Annotated in this window: 15 protein-coding genes; 4 read left to right on the top strand and 11 right to left on the bottom strand. The window is 27.5% G+C overall.

The genetic code is table 11. The features are described 5' to 3' along the window. Positions 1-34: 34 nt before the first annotated feature. Positions 35-943 carry a nucleotidyl transferase AbiEii/AbiGii toxin family protein gene (locus ACZ446_RS14010; RefSeq protein WP_464394426.1) on the top strand — a complete coding sequence of 303 codons (909 nt, stop codon included), beginning with the start codon at positions 35-37 and terminating at the stop codon, positions 941-943. Here ACZ446_RS14010 and ACZ446_RS14005 read toward each other — a convergent pair. The 9 genes from ACZ446_RS14005 to ACZ446_RS13965 form a co-directional block, all read right to left on the bottom strand. Beyond that, the gene (locus ACZ446_RS14005) at positions 938-1,828 is read right to left on the bottom strand and encodes a type IV toxin-antitoxin system AbiEi family antitoxin domain-containing protein (protein WP_464394425.1); all 891 of its coding nucleotides are present in this window, start codon (positions 1,826-1,828) and stop codon (positions 938-940) included. The genes ACZ446_RS14010 and ACZ446_RS14005 overlap by 6 nt on opposite strands. Positions 1,829-2,143: 315 nt before the next feature. Next, positions 2,144-2,743, bottom strand: a complete 600-nt coding sequence (locus ACZ446_RS14000) for a hypothetical protein (protein ID WP_464394424.1) — start codon at positions 2,741-2,743, stop codon at positions 2,144-2,146. A 363-nt stretch (positions 2,744-3,106) separates the two neighbouring features. Further along, positions 3,107-3,346 (bottom strand): DUF2188 domain-containing protein, encoded by a 240-nt coding sequence (locus ACZ446_RS13995; protein WP_464394423.1) that lies wholly within the window; start codon positions 3,344-3,346, stop codon positions 3,107-3,109. After that, complete coding sequence (locus ACZ446_RS13990) at positions 3,327-3,890, bottom strand: hypothetical protein (protein WP_464394422.1); 564 nt, start codon at positions 3,888-3,890, stop codon at positions 3,327-3,329. Before ACZ446_RS13990 ends, ACZ446_RS13995 begins: the two co-directional genes overlap by 20 nt. 221 nt (positions 3,891-4,111) lie before the next feature. After that, positions 4,112-5,821: a UvrD-helicase domain-containing protein gene (locus ACZ446_RS13985; RefSeq protein WP_464394421.1), complete on the bottom strand. Its 1,710-nt coding sequence runs from the start codon at positions 5,819-5,821 to the stop codon at positions 4,112-4,114. After that, the gene (locus ACZ446_RS13980; RefSeq protein ID WP_464394463.1) at positions 5,794-7,842 is read right to left on the bottom strand and encodes an ATP-dependent nuclease; all 2,049 of its coding nucleotides are present in this window, start codon (positions 7,840-7,842) and stop codon (positions 5,794-5,796) included. The genes ACZ446_RS13985 and ACZ446_RS13980 overlap by 28 nt, the downstream gene beginning before the upstream one ends. A 301-nt stretch (positions 7,843-8,143) precedes the next feature. Beyond that, entirely contained in the window at positions 8,144-9,079 is a 936-nt protein-coding gene (locus ACZ446_RS13975) for a hypothetical protein (protein WP_464394420.1), read from the bottom strand. Positions 9,080-9,247: 168 nt separating this feature from the next. Then, complete coding sequence (locus ACZ446_RS13970) at positions 9,248-9,727, bottom strand: hypothetical protein (protein ID WP_464394419.1); 480 nt, start codon at positions 9,725-9,727, stop codon at positions 9,248-9,250. After that, positions 9,708-10,487, bottom strand: a complete 780-nt coding sequence (locus ACZ446_RS13965) for a ParA family protein (RefSeq protein WP_464394418.1) — start codon at positions 10,485-10,487, stop codon at positions 9,708-9,710. The genes ACZ446_RS13970 and ACZ446_RS13965 overlap by 20 nt, the downstream gene beginning before the upstream one ends. A gap of 1,437 nt (positions 10,488-11,924) precedes the next feature. Between ACZ446_RS13965 and ACZ446_RS13960 the strand changes: the two genes are divergently transcribed. Continuing rightward, a complete protein-coding gene (locus ACZ446_RS13960; protein WP_464394417.1) occupies positions 11,925-12,506 on the top strand; it encodes a hypothetical protein in 582 nt (193 codons plus the stop codon). 385 nt (positions 12,507-12,891) lie between these two features. On the opposite strand, the gene ACZ446_RS13955 is transcribed toward ACZ446_RS13960, so the two are convergent. Next, the gene (locus ACZ446_RS13955) at positions 12,892-13,104 is read right to left on the bottom strand and encodes a hypothetical protein (protein ID WP_464394416.1); all 213 of its coding nucleotides are present in this window, start codon (positions 13,102-13,104) and stop codon (positions 12,892-12,894) included. 1 nt (position 13,105) lies between these two features. Further along, on the bottom strand, positions 13,106-13,930 hold the full coding sequence (locus tag ACZ446_RS13950; RefSeq protein WP_464394415.1) for a hypothetical protein: 825 nt from the start codon (positions 13,928-13,930) through the stop codon (positions 13,106-13,108). Between the two features lie 257 nt (positions 13,931-14,187). On the opposite strand from ACZ446_RS13950, the gene ACZ446_RS13945 reads away from it, so the two are divergent. Then, complete coding sequence (locus ACZ446_RS13945; RefSeq protein WP_464394414.1) at positions 14,188-14,520, top strand: YolD-like family protein; 333 nt, start codon at positions 14,188-14,190, stop codon at positions 14,518-14,520. Positions 14,521-14,672: 152 nt separating this feature from the next. Then, entirely contained in the window at positions 14,673-15,266 is a 594-nt protein-coding gene (locus ACZ446_RS13940; protein WP_464394461.1) for a type IV toxin-antitoxin system AbiEi family antitoxin domain-containing protein, read from the top strand. The last annotated feature ends 56 nt before the right edge of the window (positions 15,267-15,322 follow it).

Genomic DNA, 15,322 nt, shown 5'->3' with positions numbered 1-15,322 from the left:
ACAATTAATCTAACAAAATAGGAGTTAATTAATTATGCAGGATTTCAATCAAGAAAGACTAGATAAAATACGGAAATTAACTATAATTTCAATGTTTGCTGCTTCTGATGAATTAATGGATCTTTTCGCATTAAAGGGCGGTAATGCATTAAATTATATTTATAATCTTAATCAAAGATCATCAATTGATATAGATATTTCAATGGAAAATTCTTTTGAGAAACTGGAAATGAAATTAAAAGAAGTAGAAGAGATTTTGGCAGATTCTTTTGAGAGAACTTTTAAGGAAAATGATTTGAAAGCATTTGATATTATACTGGAAAAGAAACCCCATAAAATGAGTCCTGATAAAGAAGGTTTCTGGGGGGGATATATGCTATCTTTTAAAGTTTTAGAATATGAGAAGTGGCTAAATCTTAAAAACCAGGAAGGTAAAGATATTAATGATATGAGAAGGCAGGCTATACCCTTTAATAAGGATTTTAAAAGAGTTTTTACCGTTGATATCAGCCGTCACGAATATTTTGAGGATAAACAGCTTAAGCTCTTAGATGATTACTACATCTATGTCTATTCACCCCGTATGATAGTTTTAGAAAAGCTAAGGGCTATCTGCCAGCAAACGAAAGAGTATGCAGAAATAATAGAAACACATAAACCCAGGGGGCGTGCTCAAGATTTTTTTGATATCTATATTATTTTAGAGAATTTTAGTGAGATTGATTTGAGCTCAAAAAAAAGTTTAGAAGAATTAAAAAAAATTTTCAGTATCAAAAAAGTCCCTCTTTCCCTATTGAACAAATTAGAAAATTACAGAGATTTTCATCGTGATAGTTTTACTGCTGTTCAAGATACAGTTTTCAATTCTGATCAACTAGAAAGTTACGATTTTTACTTTAATTATATTTTAGAGAAAGTAAGGCTAATTATTCAAAATCTATAAATGCTGAGGATAATATAATTTCCATCTTTTTGAGAAAGATGGATTTTCCATGTTGTAATTTAAATAAAAATCATATTCAATATCCATGCTTTCTAAAAGTTTTAACTGACTTTCTTTATATCCGGCTCTTTCCAAATAAAAACCAAGCACCTGATGGTAAGGATAAATGTAATCTACTTTTCTTAAATAAGCTAAGAGTCTATTGATTGATATTTCACCTTTAGCATTGGTGAATGCTTTCAAAATTTCTTCTATTCCTCCACCGTACCCAGGTCTGATGCTTACATCAAGCAAACTCCTTTCAATATCTGTTACAGGTAATAGTTCACCATCAACTTCAATTTCTGTAACTCCCATTCTTTCTGTATTCTTTCCATTTAGCATATATGCACTAAAATTATCGAAGAAAGCTATATTGTTAGTTTTCCTCATTGGCTTAGAAAATGCCCTATTAATACTTGACTGCTGCAGATCATAACTTTTATTTGAAGGCTTTTTTGATTGTTCCTGGTTAGTGTAAACATTTTTTGGTACATTTTCAGTCAGATTATGAAGATACATGGCCGTATAATGACTCAAAAATGATTTCCCTCTTAATTTTAACGGTGTTTTATATTTATGAATTTCTCTAAAAGCATATTTGGTAGTCGATTTATTTTTAGATAGCTGATGCTTAAACGGTATTAAGATTCTATTTTCAACTAAAAATTTTATTAGATCTTTAACCCTTGTAACATTCGGTAAGACAGAAAGTAATTTATTATATTTGAGCATATTGTTTATATCTTTAAATAGAACAATATCTCCCTTATTGAATTTTTCATCAAATTCATTGATTAACTCTTTTTTTATAATCTTCATCATCTCAAATCTGCTTCTAGACATATTTTCACCCTTTCGATACATGTATAAGTATATATACTTATACATGTTTAGTTTAAATCAATTAAATTATACCATGTTATTGCTTATTTGACAAGCTTAGTTTAATATAATATAATATAATTACTCATTGATATATATAGTATATATACTATATATATTAAATTTTATATTTTTTTATGAATTTTAACGCTGAAATAGTAACCTTTGAAATCTAACTGATACAGCAAGGTATCTAACTTCGCTTATCGGCTCTTTTGCGAAGATTTAATACCCTACTATCTGATCAAAAATAAGTTGTTCTAATTGGGCTATAAGTTAAAACAAATTACTTAGTATATTTAAAAAGCCATTCCATATTTTTTTTAATTCAAAAACTCCTTCTAGTAAAGTTAATAGAGTTAATAAGGTTATTAATTTGTTAGTATTTTTTTGGTGTCTTTCCATTTCGCCTTTGATTAAAAAGAAGTCCCCCCACTCATTAGGAGAGCTTTCGTAAAGTTCATCTTCTAAATTTTTTTGATAGGTTTTAATTTGCTGATTATCATTTATTGGTTTAACATCACACTCAAACCATGCCATTCCTTTTAGGGGAGAACATTTTTTACCAAGCAAAATAGTTGTTTCTTCCTTAGGATTCAAACTTTTTATTTTAAAATCTTTTTTTATTGTTTGAGTTAAAGTTCCTATTCCTTCACCTCTAAACTTTATATTTTTGATTTCCCCTCCCGGAAAGATTTTATCACTTTTATTTTTAATTTTTAATTTTAATTTGAATTTTTTGTTTTGTCTTGGGATGTAATTATTATTTAAAAAGTTTAGATTGTAAAAGAAATTAAAAATTTTATTTGCAGGAGAAAAAGCAAGCTGTATTAATATCTTATCAATTTTAATATTTGATTTTTTTTCTTCAGTCAATATATCACTCCTTAAATTAATTTTTAATACTTTCAAAGTTTCACAAAACAATTCTTTTCTGATTAATTTCTAGTAAATTTATCATTGCAATTTAAGTTTTAAATTTAACATACTAATTTAACATGTTAAATTTGGCGTTAGTATATGGCGTTAGCTCATACTAACGGTAATCACTAACTTACTTATTTATTTTATTTTAATTTATATAAGATCTTTGAAATAACAACAAGTATAAGCTAACTCAATTTACCGACTTTAATTACTAACGCCATATAATAAACTTATATTTTAAATCAGGTGAGATAATACTAAATTTTAAAAATTAAATAATCAATGTTTCTAGTAGATCTTTATTTTTTCCATTTAACCTTTAGAAGAGGTTGGATCATCTTTTCTTTGGTAAGTTCTTTCTTCTTGATATTTTCCATCTTTTTTATGAATTTTAATAGAGCCTACTTTATCATCCATAAAATCTTTCATATAATCTACTACTTCTTGTTTAGTCTCTGTATTTTTTATAGAACGTTTAGAACCTTGCTTTTTAAAAGCATTATCCCACCTAAATATGCTATTAAATATAAATTTATTCGTCTTCTTTTGCAACTTTAAATTTTCCTTTTTTTATCCTACTTTCTATTACTTTTTTAGCGTCATTAATTTTCCTTTGATTTATCATTTCAAATCTTTTTTGACAACTAGGACAATATAAATAATATTTATCTATTAAATTACTGTCATCTATTCCTTTTGACAATTCACAATGGCAATCTGAACATATAGGTTTTAAATTATTAATTTTATATTTATTAAACTCCTTAATATAATTCCATTCAAACCATATACCGTTAACATAATCTCTCTTATAATCAAGCCATAAAGGTTTTGATGACTCTTTTAATCTCAAAATAATTTCAATTATAATTAATATTCCAAGAAAAGTTAATAGATAAATCCATACCGCTACTTTAAATAAAAGAATAGATGTAACAAAATCAAATAAAGAAAAGTAAACAAATTTTACACCTTCAACAAAATTTATATCAGCTTTAAATGATTTTAAGGCTGATATAATAAAAAAAACTATTATTGGTGCAATTATTGCTATTAACCATGGATTTTTTTTATATTTTTTTAATTTATTCTTCATATATTTTCTCCCTAAAAAATTTTAATAATTTCATAAAATATAGATTTGAAGCAAATAAAACTAAACTTTTAAATATAAGCACTCATTTAAATTAAAAAGATGATCCCCACAAAAAAATTTTTATATAAAAGTCTATAATTTTTAAAATAAAGCTTATATTAATAATTTCTGTAGAACTATTTATTTTTACAAATTATTTGAATCGCAATTTACTTCTTCTTTCATTCATGAATATCAAAACCAATTTTAGATAATAAACTTTCTTCTTCATCATTAATTTTAGGCAAATTAACAAACAATTTCTTCTTTGCCCTACTCAAAGCCACATAATAAAGACGATGATATTCTTTTTCCACCAAATTAGGTTCTTCAACAAAATTAATAAATTTATCTTTTTCATCAAATGGAATAACTAAAAGTATATTTTCAAATTCATCACCTTTAGCTTTATGAATAGTTCTATAAAAACTATTATCATTATCTAACTTAAAAGATAATGCCAATTCGAAATAATTTATATTATTATATAACTCATGAGGCCTTCCTCTACTTCCAATTTTACTGCTAAATTCATCAGTCTGATAACTCCCATGGATAAAATTATTATAAAATTTTTTTAATGTAAATTCACTAAACACAGCATACTTGTTTATAAGTTTATGGAGAAGCTTTAAAGCATCTTTCTCATTAAAATTTTTATTTTTTCTATAAGCTTTTAAAATAAATTTTATTGCATCCTGATAATTATTATCTCTTGCTACTTCAATAGCTTTAACAATATTTACAATTAAAAGTTTTCTGTTATAACATCCATCCTCCCCCAATAGCTTCTCTACACTTACAACATCATAATCATCTTCAAGATTTAATTTCATCCTGTTTACTATACTATTGGTATAACTTAAAGTATAAAAATCCTCATCACCCAAACATTTTTCTGAAATTTTATAACCTTTATGAAAATCACCAACTATTACTTCCGGTTTAGGACCTTTAGTTTCCTCCGGACTACTTTGTTTAAAATCTTCATTATTTCTAATATTATTTAAAACTTTAATTATTTCTTCTGTACTTCGGTGATTATTTTCCAGTTTATATAAAATCATATCTTGTAAATCAAAGTTAATAAAGCTTTTTACATTGGCTCCAGTAAAAGAAAATATTGACTGTGCTGTATCACCAATAACTCCAACAACTATTTCTTTTTTAGCTAAAAGATTTATTATTGCTGCCTGTACAGGATTAGTATCTTGGAATTCATCAATAAACATATATGGAAACTTTGCTCTTAAGGTTTCTCTTACTCGCGGATATTTTTCTATTAGCTGGTAACTTAAAAATAGAACATCATCATGAGTAAGAAGACCTTCCTGCCAACACATTTTTTTATATTCAATTATAGTTTCAAATTTAATTGCAGATTTACAAGGTTGTTTTATTTCCCATTTAGGATCATCATCTTCATAACGCAAAATAATACTTCTCATATCTTTTTGAACTTGAGTAAAATCAGTATCACTTCCATAATATTGGCCAGTCTCAAATATCCAATCCTTAATTATACCCATTCTGGGAAGAAATTCTTCATGGCCATCAATTTCTGCAAGATTGAGATTATATTCATCCTCCAGTAACCAGGCAAATGGTTTAATCACATTCATATATAAAAAACTATGAATAGTAGAAATTTCAACATCATCAAGAGAATTTTCTAACCTTTCTGATAAAGTATCTACTCCTATATTCGTATATGTTATACAGGCTATTTTTCGAGTCTTTTTTAATCTATTAGAATTAGCAATTATATTTTTAATATGGTTAACTAAAAATCTAGTTTTACCTGCTCCAGGTCCAGCGCAAAGTTTAAAATGTTTTTCAACCCCAATTAACTGATCACTATCTTCTAAGATTTCTGCTCTGGATAAATCCATCGTATCGCCTCTTTTATATATTCAGGAATTTCAATTTTTAGATTATCTGCAACTAATTTAAAAGCTATTTCTTGTGCTGCCTCTGCTTTACTGGTTGAATCAAGGTATCTAGCTGCTATAATATGCTTTTTTATCTCAACATCATCCAAATCCGAATTGAAAATATCTTGTTTCAGTTCTTTTTTGAACGAATTACTTTTCATTTTAACTAAGATTTTATCAATTGAAGATCCCTTTTCAGCTAATTCCATTATTGTTCCAACCTCATTTTTATTGCTCATTGATTCAGTTATTAAATCCTGATTAAAAGGATTTGCTAAAAGTAAATCATATTCAAAAGTAGAACTTTCTTTTTCTTTCTGAGAAAAAACTCTAATATGATATTCTTCATCATCATAATTACCAACTAAATCATTAGAACAAGCTTTATATTCGAAATTTTCATTAGTATCAACTGCAAAAGGATTACAAGCTTTCCACCTTGCATTCTTTTCATCTTTTTTTCTAACAGGATCTAAATCAGTAATACAGGCAATCTTTTTAATAAGTGCATTAGGGTTTTTCTCAGTATCAAATAATTTTAGAAAATGTTTGAAATATCTGCCCCCTAAATTAATTATAGAAATATGTTTATCCGTTAAATCTTTACCCATTATTTTTGCAAACTCAGGAATTAAGATTTGCTCAGATATGCCTTCTACAAAAATAATACTTTCCGCAAAAAATATGTCAGATTTTGTAACATCTAAAAATCGCTCAATATATTTTTTTGAAGCTTTATCTTCTTTTTCTTCACCAAAAACTTCTGCAGGATAGGAAATAGCAACATGTCTTTGGGTCTTATTTATAACTATAAGTTTATCTAAATCAACAGCAGCAGTAATATTTGGAGAATGAGAAGTAATAAAAGTCTGTCTTACTTTATTTTTTTGATTGTCATTTAAAAATTTCAAAAATAAATACTGCATATTCGGATGAAGATGTGCTTCTGGTTCTTCTATTGCTAAAATAGAATAAACTTTAGCATTACTGCCGAGATATACACCTGAAGCATCTTTCTGCATCTTAGCGAGTAATAAGGAAATATAAATCAAGTTATTATAACCCAGCCCATTTTGATCTGCTGGAATTTTAATACCTGTTTTATTTTCAACCATTAATTTTAAAGCGGAATAAAGTTCAGTATCCAAAATTTTTCCAGCAAACTCGGGTTTAGAATCATCAAAGGAAGCTCCTGTTCTTTCTGCATATTTAAGAATTTCTTTTTTGCCCGCTTTCATTCGTTGATGAAGTTGATTAATTAGGGGTTTAGTTCCTTCACTAAATTTATTTTTATTTTTTTTAATTTTTTCTTCCTTTTCTTTATTAGATAACTTATCATTAGTCTTGATATCATAATCCATAAAAAAATCTATTATTTCTTTTAAAAGAGTATTACTACCAGTATATAAGTCCCTCTCTACATCTCTAATCGGTGATAGAAACTGAAAATCAAATTTTTTTAAATCTGAGCTCTCAAGTGAATTTTTATGCTCAGGATTACCTACATATCTTTTATATTTATATTTTTTCAAAAATTTTCTTTCAATTTCCTTCCAATATTCATCAGGATCTTCTACAGATATATCTTTTATACTATCCATATAATTATCTATTTCTTTTTCTGGTAAATAATAATGATAGTTGATTTTTGCTTTATACGGACTCTCTAAATCAACCAACCAATCAGAAACTGTTACCAAGTCATCAGAATATTTTTCTTCATCATCTGATTCTTTTATAACTGCACTAATTTTAATTTCTGGGGGCTTTTCTTTAAGTTCTTCAATAGTTATATTTTTAGAAAAATCATTAATTGTCATAGATTTACTAGAACTTTGATCAAATAGAATAGAAAGAGCCTTTATAATTGTTGTTTTACCAGAATTGTTTTGTCCAATTAAAACATTCATCTCAGAATTAAATTTTATTTTAGTTTTCTCTTTAAAAATCCTATAATTTTCTAAGTAAAGCTCAGCAATATAAATAGTTTAACCTCCCTCAGGAAAATTGAATCTAGATTCTTTAAAAGTTTAGCAGTATAAAATTCTCCAAATTAAATGTTTTTGAAAACTGCATGGGTGAACAAAAGAACAAGTATGGCTAATTAAGTGGTGTGTAGCGGGAATTTATAGCCCTTATAGACCTCTTGTTTTATTTTATGTAATAAACTATATCTCATCAATAACCCCTTCTAAAATCGATTTTCAGCCTTTTTGGTCGGATTAAATAAACACATAAGAATGATTGTAGAGTTTTGTTTTAAATTATCGAAGTGTTTGGTTATTCTTTGTATTTATCAGGATCTATAAAAAAATCTTTCCACTTGTAATTAGATTCATTTGATTTCTTTTTGACTTTAGTTTCTTTTTTTGAGCTGCTAGAGTTATTTTTTAAAGACTTACCCTGAGATAAAACAGATTTTAGCTGATCAACGGTGTAAATTTCATCTTCTACAAGCATAGATAAGCGGTTAAAGAAAAAAGATTGATTATGTCCTCCAAGGCCACAGTGTTCAATTGTTTTTAAAACAAGATTCTTAGATACTCCCTTAAGCATGTATTCTTTTATTTTTTCTAGCTGAATATGGTTAAGTGAGGTAGAGAATGATTTTTGAAATTCCTGGTTTATTTTTTCAAGCTGGCTTTTTTTATTATTTTTTTTATTATTATTAATTTCTGTAGTAATTTCTGTTAATGTTTCGTTGGATTCAACGATTCCATTTGTTGATTTCAACGATTCCATGTTATCACTGGGAATATCCGTCTCAAATCCATTTGTTGATTTCGAAGATTCCATGCTATCACTGGTTTCGTTGATTTCAACAAATCCATTTGAGGAATCCTCTTCATTTTGAAGAAATTTCATGAATAATTCAGTGAATTTTTGTTTTTTCAGCTTATAATGAGTAGTTGGAGCACCGTTAGCTTTGATCAGTTTAGTTTCAATAATTCCTTTATCTTCTAAGCACTTTTTAGCCTGACGAATAGCATAATCACTTAAGAAATAATCTTTTTTCCATTCTTTGTTTGACTTATAGATAAATCCATCTTCTCTACTCCCTTTATCCGATAAGTAAATTATTTGAGATAGAAAAAGACCAGTATAGAGATTTTCGTCACAAAAACGGATAAAACTTTTTGGTATTGCTAATATATTTTTCTCGCCTGCAAATGATTTGATTGTCTGAAAAATTTGGCTTTGATATGTAATACTCATTTATAGTTGTCACCCCATATAGAATCTGAAAGTTATCAATATACAGCCTAATCTTATAATTGAGAAATAGATTAGTCAAAAAATTGTATGTAATTACATAATTATGCATTTACGTAAATATGCCATTACATAATTACGTAATTAAATATTTTATAAAATTCAAACAACTTAATAATATTCTTCGATAACTTCTTTTAGAGCTTCAACGAGATCATCATCAGGAGAAGAAGTTTTTCTTACTTTTTCAAAATCACTATCTTTTAATTTTTTTAATAATAGCCAACCTAATTCTATTGCATTTTGTTTACTCAGGTTCATTCTTAATTCTCTTCTGAATTTTCTTTTACAATCTTCAAAATTAGTTTCCATTTTTGGCTTAACTATAAATGAAGATCGATACGGTTCTTGTTCATCAAACCAACTATCTTCTGAAGATTCATCATTTGAATCATTTAATTTTGTATTTTGACTAAATTCATATTCAGTCTCTTTTTTATTTGTAGAGTATTTAACATCATTTTTACTTTCGTCATTCTTAGAAGAATCTTTTTCCTTTTCATCATCTTTGCTTTTCTCTCCACCTAATCTCTTTCCAATATTTTTTATTAGATCACCAGAGTTACCAGTCCTATTCTTCTTTTTCGACATACTCCATAACCTCCTTAGCCAGACTCATATAATTTTTAGCACCTCTTGCTCTACCATCATATTCAAAAACAGTCTGGTTATTGCTCTGAGCTTCTTTTAAAGTGGTATTAGTCTTAATAATAGTTTTAAAAACTTTCTTTTTGAAATACTCATTAATTTTTTCTGTCATTTCTTTATGTAAGGATAGTCGAGCATCATGCATGGTTATTAGAACACCCATTATTTCTAAATCATGATTAACCTCTTCCTGGACTTCCTCATAGGTTGATAAGAGCATTTCAATACCATATAAACCGTAGACCTCAGGCTGCATGGGAATGATAACATAATTTGAAGCACTTAAAGCATTAATAGTTAATATTCCTAAAGATGGTGGACAGTCAATTAAAATAAAGTCATAGTCCTCTTTAAGTGAGTTCGAAAAAGATCTGGCTAGTAAAGAAGCAGAACTGATTCTCCTAGCAAATTCAAGTTCGGCACCTGTAAGTTCAAATGCTGATGGAATAATATCTAAATTTTTATGTTTGGTAGTTTTAATAATGCTGCTTAGTGGAAGTTCTTTATCATTCAATACATCAAATATAGAATTCTTTTGAGCGTAGCAGTCTATCCCGAGTGTTGTTGATAAATTCATCTGTGGATCTAAGTCAATTAATAAAACCTTGTTACCTTCTTCAGATAAAGCATATCCAAGGTTATGAGTTGTAGTTGTTTTGCCAACTCCACCCTTCTGATTTACGATTGAAATTATTTTTGCCATTTTATAGCCTCCTAAATGCAATCTTATCTTATCTTTTATGCTATCATATTAATTCTATACAGACAACAAACTTCCTGCTTAAAATGAAATAAATTTTCTTTTAATAATTTATATTTCATGTATTATCACTATCACAGCAGTTTTTACAGCTATAAATTTTAGAATGATAGCTTAAATGATAAGAAAGCAACTGTGCATTTTTAGAGTTTAAATCAGAAAGACTATATCAATACTTGCAATAATACAATGCAAAATATGAAAAGATATAATTAAACAACTAAAAAATGAAGAAACTATCTTAAATTACGTAATTATGCTAATATGCTATTATGTAATTATTTATTTACGTACTTACGTAACTACGTATTTATGCTATTACATATTTTATAATATTCAGAAAACAATTCTGTTTTATAGGTATATATTATCTATTTTCCTAAAAACAGCGAACAATCAGGTGATTTTATTATGCTAATACATAATTATTTAAATATGCGATTACGTAAATACATTTTTTATAATATTATAAAAAATGTATTTACGTTAATATGCTTATATGTAATTACGCAATTATGCTATTGCATATTTTGTAATATTCAGATAATTAGTCAATATTGAGTTAATTATCAAAAGAAAACTCGGTATTGTTAATTAGTACTTAAACTAGTTTTGGTACTAATACTGACACTAATATTGAATTTAATATTAAAACAAGTGTCATCTATAGTACTTGATCAAAGATTAATTTCAATATGGATGATGACATTTAAATTATAATTGGTATTAATGGTGATAAAAGTAATAATATTCTGAAATAAATAATTATGCTTTTATGTCAGTATGCGAATACGTATTTACGTAACTATATATATTATAATATTCTGAATATTTATTATGGGGAATTTAATTTCTAAAGTTTATCTTCACAGTAATAATTAGTACTAATATTGGTACTGGTACTAATACTGACACCAGTATTAAATTAAAACTATAATTAGTTTTGTCTACAGGTATAATCCAAATATTAGTATGCGAATAGTTTAGTAGTTAAAAAATATTATAATAAAGTTAGAAAACACATAAATAATTGCGATGGAGAGAGTTTAATAAATAGTTTTATTAAATTGGGTTAGATTAGTATAACTCAGTTATTCTTCGTATTTTAGATGTTAGACGAAGTTTGACTAATTAAATGTTTTATAAGGTAGCATGTTAAAATTCTAAAGAAGATGTTGAATATTATGGAGAAAGGGATCAAAATAATCAATTTCATCATGCTAACCAACTTAACTCAAATAATAAATTTCAGGTCTTAAAATTAAAACCAGATAAAAAAACAGGTATCAGCAAAATTTTAGCAATTTGAAGGAAAATAATTATTCAATATAAAGGGAAAAAAGTCTTTATATTGAATTAATTAGTAAAGGAGATGATTTTATGGAAAAATATTCAAAAGATAATATTATCTATAATAAATACCTACCTATTATTTTTCTCACTATTGTTTTGTTATTTTCAATTAACCTTTTTGCTCAAGCTCAAGTAAAGGAAGGTGTAGGAGATTGGTTTATTAGGACAGAAGAAGATCCAATGACAGATGAAAAAGAAATGTATTTTATTTTGGCTGATGAAAAAAGTTTAGAAACTTTTGATAGAATGATAATGAAATCTATAGTTATTCGAAAAATACCAGATAGTTCTCCAGAACTTATAATAGAATGGTCAGATTATTTAGCAGACAATAACTCGATCAGATGGAGATTGGATAAAGGAGATATTAATAAGGATAACTGGACAAGTAGTGAAGGCGGTGAAGCACTTTTCTTTCCTGATTATAGAAAAGATTTAGTGGAGTTTGTAGAACAATTAATTAAATCAGAAAAAATAGCTATTGAATTAAAACCATATAATCAAAAAGCAGAAGCTGCAGTCTTTAACTTAAGTGGTTTAGGAGAAAATTTAAAACCACATTTAGAATATTTAGGTTGGGAAGAATTAAAATCAATAATTAATAAATAGAAAGATAAAAAGAAGGAAATATACCTTTAGTTATTGAGAGGAATAATTGACCATTGTAAAAGATAGATATTTATGATTTGATAAAAGAGTTATTATAAAAATATATAGAAATTTAAGCCTCTGAATTTATTCAGGGGCTTTTTAGATGTCATTTATATTAATCTTCGCAAAAGAGGCAATTAACGAATTTAGTTACAAAGACAAAAAACCCACTCCAGGGAAGGTAGTGGGTTAAAAAGTAGGGAATTATCGAGCACATAAATATATATAATAGTTGCCTCTAGTGCATCTTCAAAAGGGGATCAAATTTTTTCATTTATTCTATTTATAATAATATCAGCAGGCTATTAAAACTCCTTTAAAGACAAATTAAAAAATAATTAGATTAATAATCATCCAGTGAGTCTTTATTTTCATCAGTAACTTCTATGATTTTTCTGATATATACATTGCTTGAGTCAACAGTCCCTGGTTTTACAAACTGCTTATAGAATTCGTCATAAGCCTGGTCCTTGTTTTCCGCCCAGACCATCTTTCTTAACTGGTTATTGCCATGCTTAACAGCTGAATTATATGCTTTAATATAAAACTGCTTCACCTTAATTGTCTCCTTTTTCTTGCCGGCCTAAAAGGACCTGGACCTTCTCATTATATTCATCTCTAACATCCTGCAGCTGCTTTTGGAATTCTTTTTCCTGCTCTAACAGCGCCCGTTCTTTTTCGTTAGTTAGTTTTTCCTTCATATTCTCCATAGCAGAATCTTTATCATCAAGCTGTTTATTAAGTGACTTAATTTCACTTTCCAGCTTTTCATTCTCTTTCTGCTGTTTTTCTAACGACGATCCAAGTTCTTTTAAACGGTCCTTCATTTTAGGCAACTCTTCCAGCTGATCATCTTTGCGGTGGATCTCATATTTCAGTTCTTGTTTTTGCTCTTTAAGATTAAATATCAGTTCATCTTTAGTTTCGACAGAATTTTTCAGCTGTTCATTGTCCTTTTCTAATTCCTCTAAATCATCTTGAAGAGAAGAGATCCTTTCCGATAATAAATCCTTTTCTTCTTTAGAATCTTTTTTTAGTTCCTGACGCTTTTCTTCCAATTCATTAAATTCATTCTTTAATTCTTCTATTGTTTCATCTTTCTCTGCCAGCTGCTGAAGGTAATTATTATCTTTCTCCCTTAAAGCAACAGCCATTTTTTCTCCCATACCGGTAAATATATTGGTAATCTCTTTGGTAATAGTCTGAAGAGAGGACAGATCACCACTTAACTCAGGCACCTCATCCTTAACAGCATTGATATTGTAAAGTCCCAATAAGTGCTCTACAAAGTCACCTCGGTTGTCAAAACCACTCATATCAGCCAGTTCATTAATCTTTTCTTTAGTTTCCTTGCTTACTTTAGCACTCCAGGTTTCTGACATAATAATACCTCCTCAGGTTATTTTAATGATATTCCATCGAAACTAAATTTTTGTAGTCAAAACTTTTAATTTTTAAATATACTATAGTTTACTTAAGTTTACTTTGTAAACTAAATTATAATATAAGTTTACTAAATATTTTTACAATAGTCAATATAAATATGGAATGAGGTATAAATAACCCAAATATGATATTATAACATAGAAAAACGAACACATGTATGATAAAATAAAGGGGAGAAAGGAGCTGAACAGATATGAACCTGAAGGATAGAGGCAACAAGAAATGGACTGCTATGATGCTGATCGAACACAGAAAGCGGTTAAAAGAACTGAAGGAAAGTGAAAAGGACAGAGAAAAGCCAATTTTAGATGACCAGGAAAAAGAAGAAATAAACTATAAGCTGCAGCAGGCTGTTCAAAATAATCTGCCGGTAGAAATAAAGTATTATGAAGATAAGAGATTTAAAACAGTCTCAGGGGTGATCAAAAAAGTTAATTCAAATCGAAAAGAAATAATTATCTTAGAAAAAGGAGGTGAGCAGCAGAAGATATCTCTTAATAATCTATTAGATTTAAGACTGAAATAGAGAAATTAAATTCTGATAAAGCAAGAAGTAATATCAGCTATAATCCAATTAATCTTTAGAATCAGAGGTTTAGATGTTAGCAAATATATTTATTTTTACTTTTAAACTAAAATAAGATATAATATTAGTATATTAGTAAAAGAGGTGGTATGATGAATTATCGTCAAGATTTAAATAATTTGATTAGAAAGAATGACGGCCTTATTTTAACTAAAGAATTGAAAGAAGAAAATATCCCTCGAGAATATTTATCGATTTTTTTAGAAGAAGATAAGTTGGAGAGAATCAAAAGAGGAGTTTATACAACTCCTGATACTTTTAGTGATGAAATGTATATTATCCAGCAAAAAAATACCAGGTTAATTTATTCTCATGAAACAGCTCTTTATCTACATGATTTAAGTGATAGAGATCCTCTAGAATATACAGCAACTGTTCCGTATGGTTATCATAATCCTTATTTAAAAGACGAGAATATCAAAGTTCACACAGTTAAAAAAGAACTTCATTTATTAGGGGTCATGGAAAAGGAAACTATCTACGGCAGGAAGATTAAAGTATATAATAAAGAAAGAACTATCTGTGATATTTTAAAAGATCGCAATAACATGAATATTTCAACGGTGAATGGAGCTATTAGAAAATATTTAACTGGTAAAGATAAGGATATTCATTTACTTTTAGATTATGGAGACGAGTTAAAAATCAGTAGTGTCTTAAGAAAATATTTGGAGATGTTTGTATGAAAAACTTAATGCAATTAAAAGATTTAATTAAGAATTTGGCCAAAGAAAAAAAATTA

The organism is Halanaerobium sehlinense (assembly GCF_055379485.1).
Note: the sequence above shows the minus strand (reverse complement) of the source record. Positions and strands in the feature narration are given on the sequence as shown.